Source organism: Pantoea sp. BL1, from assembly GCF_000963985.1.
Lineage (GTDB): Bacteria > Pseudomonadota > Gammaproteobacteria > Enterobacterales > Enterobacteriaceae > Pantoea > Pantoea rwandensis_B.
Genome location: NZ_JZRH01000040.1, coordinates 1 through 18,978 on the forward strand (window position 1 = coordinate 1; position 18,978 = coordinate 18,978).

Consider the following 18,978-nt stretch of genomic DNA (forward strand, 5'->3'; position numbering starts at 1 on the left):
CTGGCAGGCATTGCGCGAATCAGTGATGCAGCATGGCCTGTACAACCAGAACTTACAGGCGGTTCCGCCTACCGGTTCAATTTCGTACATCAATCACGCCACCTCGAGTATTCATCCGATTGTGTCGCGCATTGAGATCCGCAAAGAGGGCAAAACCGGCCGCGTGTACTATCCGGCGCCGTTTATGACTAATGACAACCTGGATCTCTATCAGGATGCGTATCAGATTGGCCCGGAAGCGATTATTGATACCTACGCCGAAGCCACACAACACGTCGATCAGGGCTTGTCTTTGACACTGTTCTTCCGCGATGACGTCACCACGCGTGATATCAACAAAGCGCAAATTTATGCGTGGAAGAAAGGCATCAAAACGCTCTATTACATTCGTCTGCGCCAGATGGCGCTACAAGGCACTGAGGTGCAGGGCTGCGTCTCCTGCTCATTGTGATGAAAACTATGCAACTTAAACAAATTCAAGCGATTAACTGGAACCGTATCCAGGACGAAAAAGATCTCGAAGTGTGGAACCGTCTGACCAGCAACTTCTGGCTGCCGGAAAAAGTGCCGTTGTCCAACGATCTGCCTGCATGGCAGTCACTGGACCACCAGCAACAGCAGCTGACTATCCGTGTGTTTACCGGGTTAACGTTGCTCGACACCATCCAAAACGTGATCGGCGCGCCGGGCCTGATGGAAGACGCCATCACGCCGCATGAGGAAGCGGTGCTGTCGAATATCAGCTTTATGGAAGCAGTGCATGCGCGTTCCTATAGTTCGATTTTCTCCACCCTGTGCAACACCGCCGATGTCGATGCCGCGTATCGCTGGAGTGAAGAGAACGAAGCGTTGCAGAACAAGGCGAAGATTGTGCTGGAGCACTATCGTGCCGAGGACCCGCTGAAGAAGAAAATCGCCAGCGTGTTCCTGGAATCGTTCCTGTTCTACTCCGGTTTCTGGCTGCCGATGTACTGGTCAAGCCGTGGCAAATTGACCAACACCGCTGACTTGATTCGTTTGATTATTCGCGATGAAGCGGTACACGGATATTACATCGGCTATAAGTACCAGAAGGCACTGGAAAAAGTCGACGATGCACGCCGTGAAGAGCTGCAGCAATTTGCCATCGATTTGCTGCTGGCGCTGTATGAAAACGAAGTGGAGTATACCGAAGCGCTGTATGCGGATGTCGGTTGGGCGGAAGAGGTAAAAACCTTCCTGCACTATAACGCCAACAAGGCATTGATGAATCTGGGATATGAGGCGTTGTTCCCATCAGAGCTGACCACGGTGAATCCGGCGATTCTTTCCGCTTTGTCACCGAATGCCGATGAAAACCACGATTTCTTCTCCGGTTCAGGTTCTTCCTACGTGATGGGAAAAGCCGTGGAAACCGAAGACGAGGACTGGAATTTCTAGCCTCAGGCCTGCAGCACAGGGCGCGCCACAGCGCGCCCTTTCATCGCTTTCATATTTCCTCTTCAGACTGACAAATATTCCCCCGTTATTTCCCTTTCTCAGCTTCATTATTTTGTCATTTTAGCGCCATTCATTCGTCCATTATATCGTCTACATAAGCGCAATTTATTCGTGTTTCACTGAGCATTTGCCATGAAAGCGGGTTAAATTCACAAAAAATTCAGAAAAAAATGATTCGCCCTCATCCCTTGTGAACACTGGAATTATCGCCAATCTGCGCACGCTCGCTCAACCAAATATCCGCACCAAGGGTTGTCAGATATTCTCACTATGCTAGGTTATAGGGCGCTTAAATTTAATCGAGATCATTACAAGAAATAGCTAAACATTTAACCGGGAAATTAATTACTGCATGGGAATTAAACTCGAAGTAAAGAATTTATATAAGGTATTTGGGGATCACCCCGAAAAGGCATTTAAGCTGATTGAGAAAGGCGAAAGCAAAGAGACGATTCTGGCGAAAACCGGTCTCTCAGTCGGCGTAAAAGATGCCAGTCTGGCCATTGAAGAAGGCGAGATCTTCGTCATCATGGGGCTCTCCGGTTCAGGGAAATCCACCATGGTTCGCCTTCTCAATCGTCTGATCGAGCCCACTCGCGGCCAGGTGATCATTGACGGTGTCGATATTGCGAAAATATCGGATGCTGAACTGCGTGAAGTGCGCAGAAATAAGATCAGCATGGTATTCCAATCCTTCGCATTAATGCCCCATATGACGGTTCTCAATAATACCGCCTTCGGCATGGAATTAGCGGGCGTGGCGTTACAGGAACGTCAGGAAAAAGCGCTGGAAGCATTGCGTCAGGTGGGACTGGATAATTATGCCCACGCCTACCCGGATGAACTCTCTGGTGGTATGCGTCAACGCGTCGGATTAGCCCGCGCGCTGGCAATCAATCCCGATATATTATTGATGGATGAAGCCTTCTCCGCCCTCGATCCGCTTATCCGCACTGAAATGCAGGATGAGTTGGTGAAACTGCAGGCGAAACATCAGCGTACCATCGTGTTTATCTCTCACGATCTCGACGAAGCGATGCGTATTGGCGATCGCATCGCCATCATGCAGGGCGGCGAAGTCGTTCAGGTCGGCACGCCGGATGAGATTCTGAATAATCCCGCGAACGATTATGTGCGCACCTTCTTCCGGGGTGTCGATATCAGCCATGTGTTTAGCGCTAAGGATATCGCCCGTCGTAGCGCTGGCGCACTGATTCGTAAAGCGGCCGGTTTTGGCCCGCGATCCGCCATCAAACTGCTGCAGGATGAGGACCGCGAATTTGGCTATGTGCTGGAGAAACAGAAATTTGTCGGCGTGGTTTCAACCGATTCACTTAAAGCAGCACTGGCCGCGGGTGAAGGACTGGATAGCGCCCTGCTTGAGACGCCGTTAGCGGTTCCTGCGGATACCTCACTGAACGATTTGCTCTCCCACGTTGCCCAAGCGCCCTGCGCGGTGCCGGTGGTAGGCGAGGAGAATCAGTACGTCGGTATTATTTCCAAAAGCATGCTATTGCGCGCTTTAGATCGTGAAGGAGCCCAGTCATGAGTGAACAAACCAGCAATCCGTGGGACAGCGCCAGCCAGACCACGCCGCAACCTGCTACAACAGATTCGAGTGCGGCGGCCAGCAGTAGCGATCCCTGGGGCGGGAGTGCTGCCCCGGCGGATAGCAGTGCCAGTTCAGGTTCTACTGATGCCTGGGGCAATGCCTCCAGCACCGGCTCGGATGCCACCTCCAGTGCAGGCCATGATGCCGCCTCCAGTGCAGGTCATGATGCGGCCTCCTCGGCGGCCAGTAGCAGCGACTGGCTAAGCAGCGCGCCGGCGCCGAAACCTGAACATTTCAATATTATGGACCCCTTCCACAACACCATGATCCCGCTGGATCGTTGGGTGACGGAAGGCATCGATTGGGTAGTGAACCATTTCCGCCCGGTGTTCCAGGGCATTCGTGTGCCAGTGGATTATATCCTCAGTGCCTTCCAGAATCTGTTGATGGGGTTGCCTGCACCCGTTGCGATTGCGTTGTTTGCGCTGATCGCCTGGCAGATTGCCAGCCCGGCGATGGGTATTGCCACGCTGATTTCACTGGTGCTGATCGGCATGATCGGCGCCTGGTCGCAAGCGATGGTGACGCTGGCGCTGGTGCTGACCGCCCTACTGTTCTGCATCATCATTGGATTACCGCTCGGTATCTGGCTGGCGCGCAGTGAGCGTGCGGCGAGAATTGTGCGACCATTACTGGATGCGATGCAGACCACACCCGCCTTTGTATACCTGGTGCCAATTGTGATGCTGTTCGGTATCGGTAACGTGCCTGGTGTGGTGGTGACCATTATCTTTGCGTTGCCGCCGATTGTCCGTCTGACCATTCTTGGCATTAAACAGGTGCCCGCTGATCTTATTGAAGCCAGCGAGTCCTTTGGTGCCAGCCCCCGCCAGATGCTGTTTAAAGTGCAGTTGCCGCTGGCGATGCCAACCATCATGGCGGGTGTCAACCAGACACTGATGCTGGCACTGTCGATGGTGGTGATCGCCTCGATGATCGCTGTTGGCGGTCTTGGTCAGATGGTCCTGCGCGGTATTGGTCGCCTGGATATGGGCCTCGCCAGTGTTGGCGGTGTCGGTATCGTTATCCTCGCGATTATTCTTGACCGCCTGACACAATCTGTTGGCCGTGACAGCCGCAGCCGTGGTAGTCGCCACTGGTATAACACCGGCCCCGTTGGCTTGCTATTACGCCCCTTCAGTAAAAAAGTCTGATTTCTTTGGACGGCCCGCCGTGGCCGTCCGTCTCCGACGCTACACGTAAAATAAGGAATGACTATGCGCAAGACAGCTCTATTCGCCGCCGTCCTGACGACGTTTGCCGCAACCCACGTGTCCGCCGCCGACCTGCCCGGTAAAGGCATTACGGTTAAACCCGCTCAGAGCAATATTTCCGAAGAGACTTTCCAGACGCTGCTGGTGAGCCGTGCGCTGGAAAAACTGGGCTACACCGTCGATAAGCCTAGCGAAGTGGATTACAACGTGGCTTACACCACCATCGCGGCGGGTGATGCCACCTTTATCGCCACCAACTGGAAACCACTGCATGATGACATGTACGCCGCTGCCGGTGGCGATCAGAAATTCTACCGTGAGGGCACTTACGTGACCGGCGCGGCACAAGGCTATTTGATCGACAAGAAAACAGCGGATCAGTATCACATCACCAATCTTGAACAGCTAAAAGATCCTAAGATCGCCAAGCTGTTTGATACCAACGGAGATGGCAAAGCCGACCTCACCGGCTGTACACCAGGCTGGGGCTGTGAAGCGGTGATTAACCACCAGATTGATGCCTTCAAACTGAGCAACACCGTTGAGCACAACCAGGGCAACTACTCGGCGATGATTGCCGACACCATTACCCGCTTCAAACAGGGTAAACCGATTCTTTATTATACCTGGACGCCTTACTGGGTAAGTGATGTGCTAAAACCGGGCAAAGATGTAGTGTGGCTGCAGGTGCCGTTCTCATCCATGCCGGGCGCGCAGAGCAAAGTGGATACCAAACTGCCTAACGGCATGAACTATGGCTTCCCGGTCAACACCATGCATATCGTGGCTAACAAAGCCTGGGCTGAGAAAAACCCGGCGGCGGCAAAACTGTTTGCGGAAATGAAGCTGCCACTGGCTGATATCAATGCGGAGAATGCGGCGATGCATGCGGGCCACGCGTCTGAAGCCGACATTAACAGCCACGTAGACGGCTGGATCAAAGGCCATCAGGCCGAGTTTGATAAGTGGGTTTCTGACGCACAGGCTGCGGCGAAGTAATCCTCTTTCCCTTATAGAGCGGCCTTTTGGTCGCTCTTCTCCACCATCCCCGCACATTTTGTGCGTTATAGCGCACTGGTACGTCCTGTCAATTAACACACCATTGAAATAATTTTTTGGGTTACTATTAACCACAAATGATTATCTTCGTTTTTCTTCCGCTGTGAATATGGCTAAGCCGAGACGCATCTCTGCACTATCTGAGGTTAGATCCTCTCAACGAATGCAATTCATCATTTTAACTGGTACGGTATTGATACCGTAAATGTTACAGTTTAGTTAATTAACCCATTGATTTGGTGATGTAATATCCGCAGCGAAAGTGTTTAGAAAGCGTAAAGACCCACCCAATCACGTGAGTGAGACTATTCATTGATGATTGAGTTTGTTATGGTTAGCAGCACAGTTATTCACCAGAGTTATTTTTTCTCTCGAAATTATTTTTTCTTAAAAATATTTCATGATGCGAATTGATGACAATCTAACCATCCAGCGTGGCAAATTGTCAGGGCGAACTGCCCAAGGTTATGGAACGACCTGGAACGCCAGATGTTGACAATGTGATCGTGCGAACAATCACTGGCTGAAAATATGACTACGCTTAATCTGTCACCATCCTTACTATACCAGTTGCAACTAAGAGGTTTTTTTTAAAATGGAAAGTTCGTTTACTCCCATTGAACAGATGCTGAACATCCGTGCTAACCGCCATAAAGATTTTCCGTTGCAGGAAATCATCCTGACTCGTCTGTGCATGCATATGCAGGGAAAACTGCTGGATAACCGCAACAAGATGTTGAAGGCGCAGGGAATTAACGAGACCTTATTCATGGCGCTGATCACACTTGATGCGCAAGAAAACCAGAGCATCCAGCCTTCTGAACTGAGTTCTGCGCTGGGTTCCTCACGTACTAATGCAACACGTATTGCTGATGAGCTGGAAAAACGTGGCTGGATTGAGCGCCGCGAGAGCGATAATGACCGTCGCTGCCTGCATCTGCACCTGACAGAAAAAGGTAACGAATTCTTACGTCAGCTGCTGCCGCCACAGCATCAGAGCCTGCAGTACCTGTGGTCTTCGCTCTCAACATCCGAGCAGGATCAGCTGGAAGCGATTACGCGTAAGCTGCTTAACCGTCTTGATAAAATGGATGAAGATCAGGTTATCGCTTCCCTGTCGCGCTAATAGCAAGAAGTGCGACACAATCACCTTCCGAAATCGCTATTTTAATCCCCTTTTATCCGGCCAGCGTCTCATACGCTGGCTTTTTCGACTCGGGAAACCGTGTTGATGGATCAACACAGCCCGGCTAAATGGAAAACGTGGAGAACAACATGAGTGCGACCGCGGAAGCGCAAAGCCCGCAACAGCCAGCGAATAAAAAGAAGAAGCGCAAAGGTGTGCTGATCCTGCTGGCTATCGTGTTTGTATTGATTGGGGTGGCGTATCTGGCTTACTGGTATTTGGTGCTGCGCCATTTCCAGGAAACCGATGACGCCTATGTGGCAGGTAACCAGGTGCAGGTGATGGCACAGGTTTCCGGCAGCGTGAATAAAGTCTGGTTCGATGACACTGACTTCGTGAAAAAAGGCGACATTCTGGTGTCGCTGGATAAAACCGATGCGGAGCAGGCGTTTGAAAAAGCGCAGACTGCACTGGCCACCAGCGTCCGCCAGACGCATCAATTGATGATCAACGGCAAGCAGTATCAGGCCACCATCAAGCTGCAACAGACCGCTCTGGATCAGGCTGAAGCCGATCTGAAACGTCGTGAGCCGCTGGGTGCGTCAAACCTGATTGGTCGTGAAGAACTGCAACACTCACGTGATGCCGTGGCCACGGCGAAAGCGCAACTTGATGTCGCCGTGCAGCAGTACAACGCGAACCAGGCGATGATCCTGAATACCAATCTGGAACAGCAACCGGCCGTTAAACAAAGTGCTGCCGAACTGCGTGATGCATGGCTGGCATTGCAACGTACCGAAATTCGTAGCCCGATTGATGGCTATATTTCGCGTCGTAGCGTCCAGGTCGGTTCGCAGATCTCCACCAGCACCCCACTGCTGGCGGTGGTACCGGCGACTAACTTGTGGATAGATGCCAACTTTAAAGAGACTCAGCTCTCTGGTGTGCGTATCGGTCAACCTGCGACCGTGGTCAGTGATATTTACGGTGATGACGTGGAGTATCACGGTAAAGTTGTCGGCCTGGATATGGGCACGGGTAGCGCCTTCTCTCTGCTGCCGGCACAGAATGCGACAGGTAACTGGATCAAAGTGGTTCAGCGTTTACCGGTGCGTATTGAGCTGGACCCGCAACAGGTGGCTGAACATCCGCTGCGTATTGGTCTCTCCACCTTAGTCAAAGTGGATACCCAAAACAAAGACGGGGCCACACTGGCCAGTAGCGTGCGTCCACAAGCGGCGTATGAAAGTAACGCATTGGCAATCGACCTCGCGCCGGTTAACAAGCTGATTACTGATATCGTTCGTGCCAACGCCGATTAATTCCGCGGGAGGCTGTGATGGCACAAAAACCGCTTGAAGGTGCGCCGTTAGTCCTGATGACCATCGCCTTATCCCTGGCGACGTTTATGCAGGTTCTCGACTCCACCATTGCTAACGTGGCGATCCCGACGATCGCCGGTAACCTTGGTGCCTCGAACTCACAGGGCACCTGGGTAATTACCTCATTCGGGGTGGCAAACGCCATCTCGATACCGATTACCGGTTGGTTAGCCAAACGTATCGGTGAAGTGAAGCTATTTACCTGGTCGACCATTCTGTTTGTGCTGGCCTCATGGGCCTGCGGCATGTCAGAGAGTCTGGAGATGCTGATCTTCTTCCGTATCATCCAGGGTGTGGTCGCCGGTCCGTTGATTCCACTGTCGCAAAGTTTGCTACTGAACAACTACCCGCCAGCCAAGCGCAGCGTGGCGCTCTCGCTGTGGGCGATGACGGTGATCGTGGCCCCGATCTGCGGCCCGATTTTAGGCGGCTGGATCAGTGATAACTACCACTGGGGTTGGATCTTCTTTATCAACGTTCCGATTGGTGTGGTCGTCGTCGCGCTGACTCTGCAAACCCTGCGAGGACGCGAAACCAAAACCGAAATCCGACCGATTGATATCGTCGGCCTGGTGCTGTTGGTGGTGGGGATTGGTTCGCTGCAGGTGATGCTCGACCGAGGTAAAGAACTCGACTGGTTTGGCTCCACGGAGATCATTGTACTCACGGTAGTCGCCGTGGTGGCGCTGGCGGTGCTGTTGGTGTGGGAGCTAACGGACGACCATCCGATTGTCGATTTGTCGCTGTTTAAAAAGCGCAACTTCACCATCGGCTGTTTGTCGATCAGTCTGGCTTACATGCTTTACTTCGGCTCGATCGTGTTGCTGCCCCAGTTGCTGCAGGAGGTATACGGCTACACCGCCACCTGGGCAGGTTTGGCGTCAGCGCCGGTCGGCATCATTCCGGTCATCCTGTCGCCGATCATTGGTCGCTTTGCCCACAAGCTAGACATGCGGCGGCTGGTGACCTTCAGCTTTATCATGTACGCCGTCTGTTTCTACTGGCGCGCGTATACGTTTGAGCCGGGGATGGATTTTGGTGCGTCGGCATGGCCGCAGTTTATTCAGGGCTTTGCCGTGGCCTGCTTCTTTATGCCACTGACCACCATTACGCTGTCAGGCTTGCCGCCAGAGCGTATGGCAGCAGCATCAAGCCTGTCGAACTTTGTGCGTACGCTGGCCGGTTCAATCGGTACGTCGATCACCACCACCATGTGGACGGATCGCGAATCGATGCACCACAGCTACCTGTCGGAATCGGTGAATCCCTTCAATCCGAATTCGCAGCAGATGTATGACCAACTGCAAAGCTTGGGCATGACGCAGCAGCAAGCTTCAGCCTACATTGCACAGCAAATTACCAATCAGGGCCTGATTATCTCAGCGAATGAGATCTTCTGGGCATCAGCGGGAGTGTTTTTGATCTTGCTGGTTCTGGTGTGGTTTGCACGTCCGCCATTTGGTGCGGGCGGTGGCGGCGGTGGAGCGCACTAAAGAGTAGAAACAAAAACGGGCCTTTCGGCCCGTTTTCATTTATGCGTTCTGGCGCCACCATTCGGCAAGCAGAATGCCGGTCGCAACGGAGACGTTAAGACTCTCGACGTTGCCGGTACCGCCAATCGACAGGCTGATATCACCCTGCTGGAAGGCGCTGTCGGACAGACCTTCACGCTCCTGGCCCAGTACCAGAACCATTTTGGCTGGCAGCTCAGCTTTCGCCAGCGGCGTGCCTTCATGGCTTGAAGTCGTCACAATGGTGTAACCCGCTTTGCGGAAAGCTTCCAGACCGCTGGCAAAACTTTCACCACTGATGGCCTGCACATGCTCAGCACCGCCCTCGGCCGTGCGCACAGCGGCGCCAGACTCCAGCAGTGAAGCATCGTTAACCAGCAAACCTTTCACGCCGAAGTGCGCGCAGCTACGCATGATGCCACCAAGGTTATGCGGGTTGCTGACATCTTCCAAAGCCAGCACGCAATCCTTAGTATCGGCTTTTTTCAGCCACTCAGAGACTTCCATGCCCATACGCTTCTTGATGATGAAGCACACGCCGCCGTGGTGTTCGGTGCCTGAAGCCTTAGTCAGCTCGGCATCATCCACCACGTGGTAGGCTTTACGGTTGGCCGCTAACCAGCGCAGCGTTTCGCGGAAGCGCGGAGTGACGCTCTGGATAAACCAGGCACGCACGATACTCTCTGGACGGCTGGCAAACAGCGCCTGGCAGGCATTTTCACCGTAAACGCGCGTCTCTTCCTGACGCTGACGGCGAATCTGCTCGGGGTCGATGACCGGTTTGTTGCTGCCTGCCTCATCAATCTGGCTATCGTCCGCTACCGGTGGGCGTGAAACGGTGCGCCACGGTGAATCACCGAAGCTGCGGTTGTCATCACTACGATTGTCTCGACCACCAAAGCTGCGACCGCGTTCGCTGTTGCGTGCATCACGCGCTGGCGTTCCGCGACCACCAGCACTGCTGCGGCCACCTTCTTCATTATTACGTGCAGTACGAGGACCAGAACGACGATTATCTTCCTGGCGCGCAGCAGGACGGCCGCCTTTGCCGGTACGGGGATTTGGCTTTTGGCCAGCATCCTCATCACGTACATACATCACTTTTACCTTGCCGCTTTTGCCTTTAAATTCGTCGTTCATTTGTTCCTCCTGCATTGAGAGCGCGAAGATTACCTGATGTGCTGGAGCTTAGCTATCAACTATTGAACCTATTGGGCAATCCAGATTGAGCATAGCACTCAACCTTTTCATAATGTTCGGCAATCATAACATTTACAGGTCCGGTTTGAGGTGACGATGAATACTGTATGTGCCTCCTGTCAGGCAACTAACCGCGTTCCCGAGGAACGTATTGCCGATGGCGCCAAGTGTGGTCGCTGTGGCGACGAGCTTTTCAATGGTGAAGTCGTGAATGCCACTGCGGCCACGCTGGATAAATATTTGCAGGACGATCTGCCCGTGGTGATCGACTTCTGGGCGCCATGGTGCGGCCCTTGCGTGAACTTCGCGCCTGTTTTTAAGGATGTCGCTGACGAACGCCGCGGTAAAGTGCGCTTTGTGAAAGTGAACACGGAAGCCGAACCGGCACTCAGCTCACGCTTCCGCATCCGCAGTATCCCGACCATTATGGTGTTCAAAAAGGGTGAGATGGTCGACATGTTAAACGGGGCAATGCCCAAAGCGCCGTTTAATGAGTGGCTCGACGAATCACTTTAAGCACTTCAGGCCAGCCCCTGTGCTGGCCTTGCCGTTAGCCTTCTATTAAACTGGCGTTTTTCCTGTCTGCGATTCTATGTCTGAAAATGCCGTTCTGCGCTTACGTGCGCAACGTTTAGCACGCGCTACGCGCCCGTTTCTTGCTCGTGGCAATCGCGTGTTGCGCTGCCAGCGTTGTCTGCTGCCGCAAAAAAACTGCCTGTGCGCCACCCTGCAGCCGCAGCAAGCACGCAGCCGTTTTTGTCTGGTGATGTTCGATACCGAGCCAATGAAACCCAGTAATACGGGACGCCTGATCGCCGATATCCTGCCTGATACGCTGGCATTTGGCTGGTCACGCACCGAACCTGATGACGCGATGCTCGCCGCAGTGAAAACGGACGAGTATCAGCCACTGGTGGTGTTTCCGGGCTCGTATGCCGATGCAGGCAGGGAAGTGCTCACCACACCTCCGCTCACCGGCAAACCACCGCTATTTATTATGCTGGATGGCACCTGGACCGAAGCCCGCAAAATGTTCCGCAAAAGCCCCTGGCTGGATGCGTTCCCGGTGATGTCACTCAACGTTTCCACACCGTCGCGCTACACGCTGCGGGAAGCGCACGGCGAGGGCCAGCACTGTACCGCTGAAGTGGCCGCCGCGCTGCTGGAACAGGCGGGAGATGTTGAAGCAGCAAGCGCGTTACAGCAGCATTTTGAGCATTTCCGTCACGCTTATCTGGCAGGCAAGCCGCATCATCCGGTGCACTATCAGGAAAGCGTGCTGTAGGGATCGCCTGATTTTTTAACTTGTCCGTTTGATTTATAGTCGCACATCGCCATGGAGTTGGCTCCCAACATAAGGATGATGCGCTATGAAAGTCTGGTGGCTTGTTGTGCTGCTGATAGCGGGCTGCAGCACGGCCCCGCAAACTGACCGCCCTTACCCACTGCAGTTACAATCCGTTAGCACACGCCCTGGTGGCATCATTAGTGTTGCTGAATTGCAGCCCGGTGATTTGCTGCTCTCCTCCGCCACCTCGCCTCAATCCTGGGGCATTCGCTTGATCAGCTTCAGCGGTGTCAGCCATGCCGCAATCTATCTGGGTGATCGACAAGTGGCGGAAGCCGTGGGCAGTGGTGTCAAAATCATTCCGCTGCAACAGGCTATTGAGGAGAGTAATAATTTGTTGGTGCTACGCGTGCCCAGCCTCACTCATGACCAAAGCTCGCTGTTGCGCGAATTTGCCCACCAGCAACAAGGCAAAAAATACAATTTCAAAGGTATCGTGATGTTCATGCCGTTTATGGTTTCGCGCCGCGTCTGCGAGCTGCCGCTGATGCATGAAAATCTACGCAGTGCCTGTCTCACTGCATTAGCGCGCGTGCAACTCGCCGACGTTGACGATCCTCAAGCCAATCGCTTCTTCTGCTCAGAATTCGTCATCGCAGGATATCGCCATGCAGGCGTCGAGCTACTTCAGGGACAAGCGAGCTGGGTCAGTCCAGCTGATCTCATGCATCTGCGTGATGGAGATATCTCAGCATGGCATAGCGAGCAGAATATGCAGTACATCGGCCATTTAAAGCGCTGGAACCTTAAAGAGATCCTCAGCCTGCGATCGGCGAGTCGGCAAGCAGAGTAAAAAGCGTTTACAATCATGCCAATCTTGATGTCGGGAGCGGATGATGAGTCAACGCGGACTGGAAGCACTGTTACGACCTAAATCAATCGCGGTGATTGGTGCGTCAGTTACACCGGGGCGCGCCGGCTACTTTATGATGCGTAATTTGCTGGCAGGCGGATTTAGCGGTCCGGTACTGCCGGTCACGCCGAAGTATAAAGCCGTGAGCGGTGTGCTGGCCTGGGCGGATATTGCCAGCCTGCCGTTCGCGCCCGATCTCGCCATTATCTGTACTCATGCCAAACGCAATCTGGAACTGCTGCAGCAGTTGGGTGAAAAAGGCTGCAAAGCCTGCATCATTCTCTCCGCGCCCGCCAGTCAGTTGGAAGAATTGAAAGCCTGTGCCAGCCAGTGGCAAATTCGCCTGCTCGGCCCGAACAGTCTGGGATTGCTGGCCCCCTGGCAAGGATTAAACGCCAGCTTCTCGCCGGTGCCGATCGCAAAAGGACGCATTGCCTTTATTTCTCAATCCGCGGCGGTCTCCAACACCATTCTTGATTGGGCTCAGCAGCGCAATCTCGGCTTCTCCTGGTTTATCGCTTTGGGCGACAGTCTGGATATTGATGTTGATGATTTACTGGATTTCCTGGCGCGTGACGGCAAAACCAGCGCTATTTTGCTTTATCTTGAGCATCTCAGTGATGCGCGCCGTTTTGTTTCGGCCTCTCGTAGCGCCTCACGCAATAAACCGATTCTGGTGATCAAAAGCGGTCGCAGCCATCAGGCACAAGCGATGATTGGCACACTCAGCGGGCTGGATGCCGCATGGGATGCCGCGATTCAGCGTGCCGGTTTGCTACGTGTACAGGACACGCATGAACTGTTTTCAGCGGTGGAATCGCTGAGCCATATGCGCCCCTTGCGCGGTGATCGTTTAATGATCATCAGCAACGGCGCAGCCCCCGCAGCCTTAGCACTGGATGAGCTGTACGCGCGTAATGGAAAGCTGGCTACGCTGAGTAATGAGACCTTACAAGCCCTGGCCGCGTTGTTACCGGAAGGCGTTGGCCGCGGTAATCCGCTGGATCTCAAGGACGATGCCACACCAGCCCGCTATGTTGCCTGCATAGAACAACTACTGGATAGCCATGAACTCGATGCATTAATGATTATCCATGCCCCGAGCGCCGTGTCTCCCGCCAGCGAAACGGCCGAACAAATTATCGCGGCCGTGGCAAAACATCCGCGCGGCAAGCAGGTAACACTGCTCACTAACTGGTGTGGCGAATACTCGTCACAAGCCGCTCGTCGTGCTTTCACTCAGGCCGGAATCCCCACCTGGCGCACACCGGAAGGTACCGTAACCGCATTTATGCATCAGGTAGAGTATCGCCGTAACCAAAAACAACTGCGTGAAACACCCGCCTTGCCGGTCGGCCTGACGCAAAACAGCGCGCAGGCGCACCAGTTGATTCAACAAGCGCTGGACCAGGGTATTAACACTCTGGATACCCACGAAGTCCAGCCGGTGCTACAAGCCTATGGATTAGCAACGCTGCCGACCTGGATTGCGAGTGACAGTCGCGAAGCGGCCAGCATTGCCGACCAGATTGGCTACCCCGTGGCACTCAAGCTGCGTTCACCGGATATACCACACAAGTCTGAAGTTCAGGGGGTAATGCTTTATCTGCGCAGCGCTGCGGAAGTTGAGCTGGCCGCTGAGGCGATTTTTGATCGTGTGCGCAATACACATCCACAAGCGCGTATCGATGGCTTACTGGTGCAAAGCATGGCAAACCGTGCCGGCGCACAAGAATTACGCGTGGTGGTGGAACAAGATTTGTTGTTTGGTCCGATTATCATGCTGGGTGAAGGCGGAGTGGAGTGGCAACCGGATAAGCAGGCTGCAGTGGCATTACCCCCGTTGAATATGACGCTAGCGCGTTACCTGGTGATTCAGGCGATGAAGAGCGGCAAAGTGCGCAGTCGCAGTGCGTTGCGTCCACTGGATATTGCGGGATTGAGCCAGCTTCTGGTGCAGGTTTCTAACCTGGTGGTGGATTGCCCGGAGATCCAGCGGCTGGATATCCATCCGCTGCTGGCCTCCGCGAATGAATTCACCTTGCTGGATGTCACACTGCAGCTCGCGCCATTTACCGGTGATAACGAAGCACGCCTGGCGATTCGCCCTTATCCACACCACCTTGAAGAGCAGGTGCAGTTGAAAGATGGACAACATTGCCTGTTCCGCCCGATCCTGCCGGAAGATGAACCGCAACTGCGCGCGTTTATCGCTCAGGTAACGAAGGAAGATCTCTATTATCGTTATTTCAGTGAGATCAATGAGTTCACGCATGAGGATCTCGCCAACATGACCCAAATCGACTATGACCGAGAGATGGCCATTGTTGCTGTACGACAGCACGACGGGAATGACGAGATTATTGGTGTGACGCGTGCGATCTCGGATGCCGATAACATTGATGCGGAGTTTTCGGTGCTGGTGCGCTCCGATCTGAAAGGACTCGGGATGGGCAGACGACTGCTGGAAAAGATGATCCGCTATACGCGCGATCATGGTCTGCAACAATTGAACGGTATCACCATGCCACACAACACCGGCATGATTACGCTGGCACGAAAACTGAATTTTCGTGTGAATATTCAATTGGATGATGGCATTGTCAGCCTGAATTTACCGCTCGGTGAGGCGTGATGATATCCTGTACAGAAAGGTAAAAATCCTCCTTATCAGGCCGGTTGGTGTTATTATTTACCGTTAGGATCATGATTTGATGGCAAAAGGCCATGCAATGAACAGAGAAGAAGTGCACTGTGATGTTGTCTAAATTTAAACGTAATAAACACCAACAACACCTCGCACAGCTGCCTAAACTGTCACAATCCGTGTCGGATGTGACCACGCTTTACTCGCCTGCCGAGTTCCGTGAGACCCTGCTGACGAAAATCGCTGCGGCTGAAAAACGCATCTGTATCGCCGCGCTCTATCTCGAGAACGACGACGGCGGGCGTGGCATCATGCAGGCGCTCTATGCTGCGCGTCAGGCACGTCCGGAGCTGGATATCAGTATTCTGGTGGATTGGCATCGCGCGCAGCGTGGCCGAATTGGCGCCGCTCGTGGACTGACCAACGCGGACTGGTACTGCGAGATGGCAGCACAGCATCCCGATATCGCTATTCCAGTGTATGGCATTCCCGTTAACACGCGTGAAGCACTTGGCGTACTGCATCTGAAAGGCTTCATCATTGATGACACCTTGCTGTACAGCGGCGCCAGCCTGAATGATGTTTATCTGCATCAGCATGATAAATATCGCTATGATCGCTATCAGTTAATCCGTAATCCACAATTGGCGGACACCATGTACGCGTGGATTTGCGAAAATCTCAAGCAGTCCGATGCGGTTAATCGCCTTGACCAGACTGAGCGTCCATCCAGCCCTGAAATTAAGAACGAAACACGCCAGTTCCGTCAGGATTTGCGCAGTTTTAATTACCAGTTCGCGGGGAATGCTGACAATGAGTCACTGGCGGTCACGCCGCTGGTGGGCCTTGGCAAACGCAGTCTGCTCAATAAAACCATCTTCCATTTGATGCCGTGCGCAGAGCGTAAACTTACGCTGTGCACGCCTTACTTCAACCTGCCTGCGATCCTGGTGCGTAATCTGATCCATCTGCTGCGTCAGGGTAAAGAGGTGGAGATCATCGTGGGCGATAAAACCGCCAATGATTTCTACATCCCGCCTGAGCAGCCGTTTAAAATTATCGGCGCACTGCCCTATCTATATGAGATCAACCTGCGACGCTTTCTGAGCCGTTTGCAGTATTACGTCAATAACGGCCAGTTGACCGTGCGTCTGTGGAAAGACGGCGAAAACAGTTATCACCTGAAAGGTATTTGGGTGGATGACGAGTGGATGATGATTACCGGCAATAACCTCAATCCGCGCGCCTGGCGACTGGATTTGGAAAATGCGGTGCTGATCCACGATCCTAAGCATGAGCTGGCAGAGCAGCGCGAGAAAGAGCTGACGCTGATTCGTGAACATACCACGACGGTTCAGCACTTCCGCGAATTAGAGAGTATTTCTGACTATCCGGCGAAAGTACGTAAGTTAATCCGTCGTCTACGCCGTATCCGTATTGACCGTCTTATCAGTCGCTTACTCTAGCCGATGCGTGCGCTCATCCTCTGCGTAGTTTTACTTTGTAGTGGATGTGCGCATGTGGCACAAGATAACTGGACCGGTAAGGACAAAGCCGAACACTTCTTCTCTTCTGCCGTGCTAGCCGCTGCCGGCAGCGAAATCTCCCAACACCAGCATCAAAGCCGTGGACAAAATTTACGTTTTGGCTTTTTGTTCTCGCTGAGTTTTGGCGTAGGAAAAGAGTTATATGACAGCCGCTCTTCGGGGAGCGGCTGGAGTTGGAAAGATCTTAGCTATGACGTGGCGGGAGCGGCCACTGGCGTTGCCCTGTGGAATTTAAGCCAATAATCACAGTGTAATGCCCTTCCCTTTGCGATGGAGCATCAGGGAAATAACGAAGGCCAACGCCCCCATCGCCGACACATACCAGAAGAAACTGGTTTCAATCCCCTCTTTCTTCAGCAGTAAAGCGACATACTCGGCCGAACCACCAAAGATCGCATTAGCCACTGCATAAGATAAGCCGACGCCTAGCGCGCGCACTTCTGGTGGGAACATCTCCGCTTTCAGGATGCCGCTGATAGCGGTATAGAAACTGGTGATAATTAGCGCCAGCATAATCAACGCAAATGCAGCCCAACTGCTCTGCACATTTTGCAGCATCATCAGGATCGGTACGGTACAGATCGCTGCCCCCGCACCAAAGATCATCATCGAAGATCGACGACCGATCTTATCTGACAGCGCCCCGACGATCGGCTGAATCAGCATGAAGACGAATAATGCGGCTGTCATCAATCCACTGGCGCTGCGTGCATCCATCCCCGCCGTATTGACCAGATACTTTTGCATATAGGTGGTGAAGGTATAGAAGCTCAGTGAACCGCCGGCAGTAAAGCCCAATACCATCAGAAACGCGCGTGAGTGATTGCGCAGCAAACCCATAACGCTGCCCGCATCTTTATGTTCACGATTCTTTTTCTCGGAGGTTTCATTCAGTGAGCGACGCAGCCACAGTGCGACAACGGCCAGCACGGCACCGAGGAAGAAGGGGATGCGCCAGCCCCAGTTGCGCAACTCTTCGTCGCTGAGGATCTGTTGCAGCACCACTACGGTGAGCACGGCTAACAGCTGGCCGCCAATCAGTGTCACGTACTGGAATGAAGCATAAAAACCTTTACGCCCTTCTAAAGCGACTTCACTCATATAAGTGGCGCTGGTGCCATACTCTCCGCCTACTGACAACCCTTGAAACATACGCGCCAGCAGCAGGATCACTGGTGCCGCCACGCCAATTTCGCCGTATCCTGGCAGGCAAGCGATCACCAGGGATCCTAAACACATCATGCAGACAGAAATCAGCATTGAGTTTTTACGTCCATGGCGATCGGCTATATAGCCAAATAACCAGCCACCAATCGGACGCATCAAAAATCCAGCGGCGAATACGCCTGCGGTTTGCAGTAACTGCGTGGTGGTATCACCTGCGGGGAAGAATACATGCGCGAAATAGAGTGAGAAAAAGGAGTAAACGTAAAAGTCGAACCATTCGACCAGATTGCCTGATGATGCGCCCACAATCGCCCAGATGCGCTGTTTGCTGTTTATCGTTGATTCAGATGGTGCCACTTTTTGTTGTAGTGAGTCGGTCATGTCTTACCTCATTTCCTTGCGATAAATTAATGCCAAAGGATTCAGTAAAGCACGTGTTGGGCGGTTTCGGGAATTGGATGACGTTGAAGGTGCTAATTTGTGATTAGTAAGGGATTTTGGGGTGAAATCAGGGCGATTTTTCAGTACTGGTTGAAGGCTTCAAAGATGAACCTGTACCTAAAATCGCGCTGTGGCGGCGTGGTGTCAAAGGTGAAGTGGCTGATTTACTGGATGAATATGTGATTGCGATGGCCAGCGATGAGAAATTAACGATCGACCGCCCTCTTCTTGATATTAATCATCCGCTTAGCGTGGCTGATTTTATCGAAAACTGGCTAAGAACGGGTCAGTAAGCAGGGCAATTTTTGCGGGGCTGGCTGAATTTCAGACGTAAAATCCCCTGGCTACAGACGTAAAAAAACCCTGAACTTTCGTTCAGGGTTTCTTCACTT

Annotated in this window: 16 protein-coding genes and 1 pseudogene; 15 read left to right on the plus strand and 2 right to left on the minus strand. The window is 53.0% G+C overall.

Translation table 11 applies throughout. The features are described from left to right. The 8 genes and pseudogenes from VH86_RS18225 to emrB all read left to right on the plus strand — a co-directional run. Positions 1-451, plus strand: a pseudogene (locus VH86_RS18225) (ribonucleotide-diphosphate reductase subunit alpha); the annotation flags it as partial. Between the two features lie 8 nt (positions 452-459). Beyond that, positions 460-1,419 carry a class 1b ribonucleoside-diphosphate reductase subunit beta gene (gene nrdF, locus VH86_RS18230; protein ID WP_038649925.1) on the plus strand — a complete coding sequence of 320 codons (960 nt, stop codon included), beginning with the start codon at positions 460-462 and terminating at the stop codon, positions 1,417-1,419. A gap of 412 nt (positions 1,420-1,831) precedes the next feature. After that, positions 1,832-3,028, plus strand: coding sequence for a glycine betaine/L-proline ABC transporter ATP-binding protein ProV (proV, locus tag VH86_RS18235; RefSeq protein WP_045833723.1), 1,197 nt, complete (start codon positions 1,832-1,834; stop codon positions 3,026-3,028). Then, positions 3,025-4,245, plus strand: a complete 1,221-nt coding sequence (gene proW / locus VH86_RS18240) for a glycine betaine/L-proline ABC transporter permease ProW (RefSeq protein ID WP_038645277.1) — start codon at positions 3,025-3,027, stop codon at positions 4,243-4,245. Before proV ends, proW begins: the two co-directional genes overlap by 4 nt. A 63-nt stretch (positions 4,246-4,308) precedes the next feature. After that, a complete protein-coding gene (proX, locus tag VH86_RS18245) occupies positions 4,309-5,304 on the plus strand; it encodes a glycine betaine/L-proline ABC transporter substrate-binding protein ProX (protein ID WP_038645275.1) in 996 nt (331 codons plus the stop codon). A gap of 655 nt (positions 5,305-5,959) precedes the next feature. Further along, on the plus strand, positions 5,960-6,490 hold the full coding sequence (mprA, locus tag VH86_RS18250) for a transcriptional repressor MprA (protein WP_034825472.1): 531 nt from the start codon (positions 5,960-5,962) through the stop codon (positions 6,488-6,490). Between the two features lie 149 nt (positions 6,491-6,639). After that, positions 6,640-7,812, plus strand: a complete 1,173-nt coding sequence (gene emrA, locus VH86_RS18255) for a multidrug efflux MFS transporter periplasmic adaptor subunit EmrA (protein ID WP_045833728.1) — start codon at positions 6,640-6,642, stop codon at positions 7,810-7,812. Between the two features lie 14 nt (positions 7,813-7,826). Further along, a complete protein-coding gene (emrB, locus tag VH86_RS18260) occupies positions 7,827-9,365 on the plus strand; it encodes a multidrug efflux MFS transporter permease subunit EmrB (RefSeq protein WP_156149368.1) in 1,539 nt (512 codons plus the stop codon). Between the two features lie 39 nt (positions 9,366-9,404). Here emrB and VH86_RS18265 read toward each other — a convergent pair whose 3' ends face one another. Then, positions 9,405-10,523: a tRNA/rRNA methyltransferase gene (locus tag VH86_RS18265; RefSeq protein ID WP_045833724.1), complete on the minus strand. Its 1,119-nt coding sequence runs from the start codon at positions 10,521-10,523 to the stop codon at positions 9,405-9,407. Positions 10,524-10,679: 156 nt separating this feature from the next. Here VH86_RS18265 and trxC point away from each other — a divergent pair, with 156 nt between their 5' ends. The 6 genes from trxC (at position 10,680) to VH86_RS18295 (ending at position 17,221) form a co-directional block, all read left to right on the plus strand. Continuing rightward, a complete protein-coding gene (gene trxC / locus VH86_RS18270; protein ID WP_038645267.1) occupies positions 10,680-11,099 on the plus strand; it encodes a thioredoxin TrxC in 420 nt (139 codons plus the stop codon). 76 nt (positions 11,100-11,175) lie between these two features. Continuing rightward, positions 11,176-11,868 carry a tRNA-uridine aminocarboxypropyltransferase gene (locus tag VH86_RS18275; protein WP_038645265.1) on the plus strand — a complete coding sequence of 231 codons (693 nt, stop codon included), beginning with the start codon at positions 11,176-11,178 and terminating at the stop codon, positions 11,866-11,868. Positions 11,869-11,953: 85 nt separating this feature from the next. Continuing rightward, a complete protein-coding gene (locus VH86_RS18280) occupies positions 11,954-12,724 on the plus strand; it encodes a YaeF family permuted papain-like enzyme (RefSeq protein WP_045833725.1) in 771 nt (256 codons plus the stop codon). A gap of 43 nt (positions 12,725-12,767) precedes the next feature. Beyond that, complete coding sequence (locus tag VH86_RS18285; RefSeq protein WP_045833726.1) at positions 12,768-15,419, plus strand: bifunctional acetate--CoA ligase family protein/GNAT family N-acetyltransferase; 2,652 nt, start codon at positions 12,768-12,770, stop codon at positions 15,417-15,419. 122 nt (positions 15,420-15,541) lie between these two features. Continuing rightward, the gene (pssA, locus tag VH86_RS18290; RefSeq protein WP_045833727.1) at positions 15,542-16,897 is read left to right on the plus strand and encodes a CDP-diacylglycerol--serine O-phosphatidyltransferase; all 1,356 of its coding nucleotides are present in this window, start codon (positions 15,542-15,544) and stop codon (positions 16,895-16,897) included. A gap of 3 nt (positions 16,898-16,900) precedes the next feature. Beyond that, positions 16,901-17,221 carry a YfiM family lipoprotein gene (locus VH86_RS18295; RefSeq protein WP_038645257.1) on the plus strand — a complete coding sequence of 107 codons (321 nt, stop codon included), beginning with the start codon at positions 16,901-16,903 and terminating at the stop codon, positions 17,219-17,221. Here the strand turns inward: VH86_RS18295 and VH86_RS18300 are convergent, their stop codons facing one another. Beyond that, complete coding sequence (locus VH86_RS18300; RefSeq protein WP_045815836.1) at positions 17,222-18,526, minus strand: MFS family transporter; 1,305 nt, start codon at positions 18,524-18,526, stop codon at positions 17,222-17,224. A 146-nt stretch (positions 18,527-18,672) separates the two neighbouring features. On the opposite strand from VH86_RS18300, the gene VH86_RS25790 reads away from it, so the two are divergent. Next, positions 18,673-18,879, plus strand: a complete 207-nt coding sequence (locus tag VH86_RS25790) for a hypothetical protein (protein ID WP_156150601.1) — start codon at positions 18,673-18,675, stop codon at positions 18,877-18,879. Positions 18,880-18,978 lie beyond the last annotated feature (99 nt).

Bases quoted from the DNA above. Each gene is read 5' to 3' on its own strand.
- nrdF (WP_038649925.1), top strand. From the start codon at position 460: ATGCAACTTAAACAAATTCAAGCGATTAACTGGAACCGTATCCAGGAC.
- proV (WP_045833723.1), top strand. From the start codon at position 1,832: ATGGGAATTAAACTCGAAGTAAAGAATTTATATAAGGTATTTGGGGAT.
- proW (WP_038645277.1), top strand. From the start codon at position 3,025: ATGAGTGAACAAACCAGCAATCCGTGGGACAGCGCCAGCCAGACCACG.
- proX (WP_038645275.1), top strand. From the start codon at position 4,309: ATGCGCAAGACAGCTCTATTCGCCGCCGTCCTGACGACGTTTGCCGCA.
- mprA (WP_034825472.1), top strand. From the start codon at position 5,960: ATGGAAAGTTCGTTTACTCCCATTGAACAGATGCTGAACATCCGTGCT.
- emrA (WP_045833728.1), top strand. From the start codon at position 6,640: ATGAGTGCGACCGCGGAAGCGCAAAGCCCGCAACAGCCAGCGAATAAA.
- VH86_RS18265 (WP_045833724.1), bottom strand. From the start codon at position 10,523: ATGAACGACGAATTTAAAGGCAAAAGCGGCAAGGTAAAAGTGATGTAT.
- trxC (WP_038645267.1), top strand. From the start codon at position 10,680: ATGAATACTGTATGTGCCTCCTGTCAGGCAACTAACCGCGTTCCCGAG.
- VH86_RS18275 (WP_038645265.1), top strand. From the start codon at position 11,176: ATGTCTGAAAATGCCGTTCTGCGCTTACGTGCGCAACGTTTAGCACGC.
- VH86_RS18280 (WP_045833725.1), top strand. From the start codon at position 11,954: ATGAAAGTCTGGTGGCTTGTTGTGCTGCTGATAGCGGGCTGCAGCACG.
- VH86_RS18285 (WP_045833726.1), top strand. From the start codon at position 12,768: ATGAGTCAACGCGGACTGGAAGCACTGTTACGACCTAAATCAATCGCG.
- pssA (WP_045833727.1), top strand. From the start codon at position 15,542: ATGTTGTCTAAATTTAAACGTAATAAACACCAACAACACCTCGCACAG.
- VH86_RS18295 (WP_038645257.1), top strand. From the start codon at position 16,901: ATGCGTGCGCTCATCCTCTGCGTAGTTTTACTTTGTAGTGGATGTGCG.
- VH86_RS18300 (WP_045815836.1), bottom strand. From the start codon at position 18,526: ATGACCGACTCACTACAACAAAAAGTGGCACCATCTGAATCAACGATA.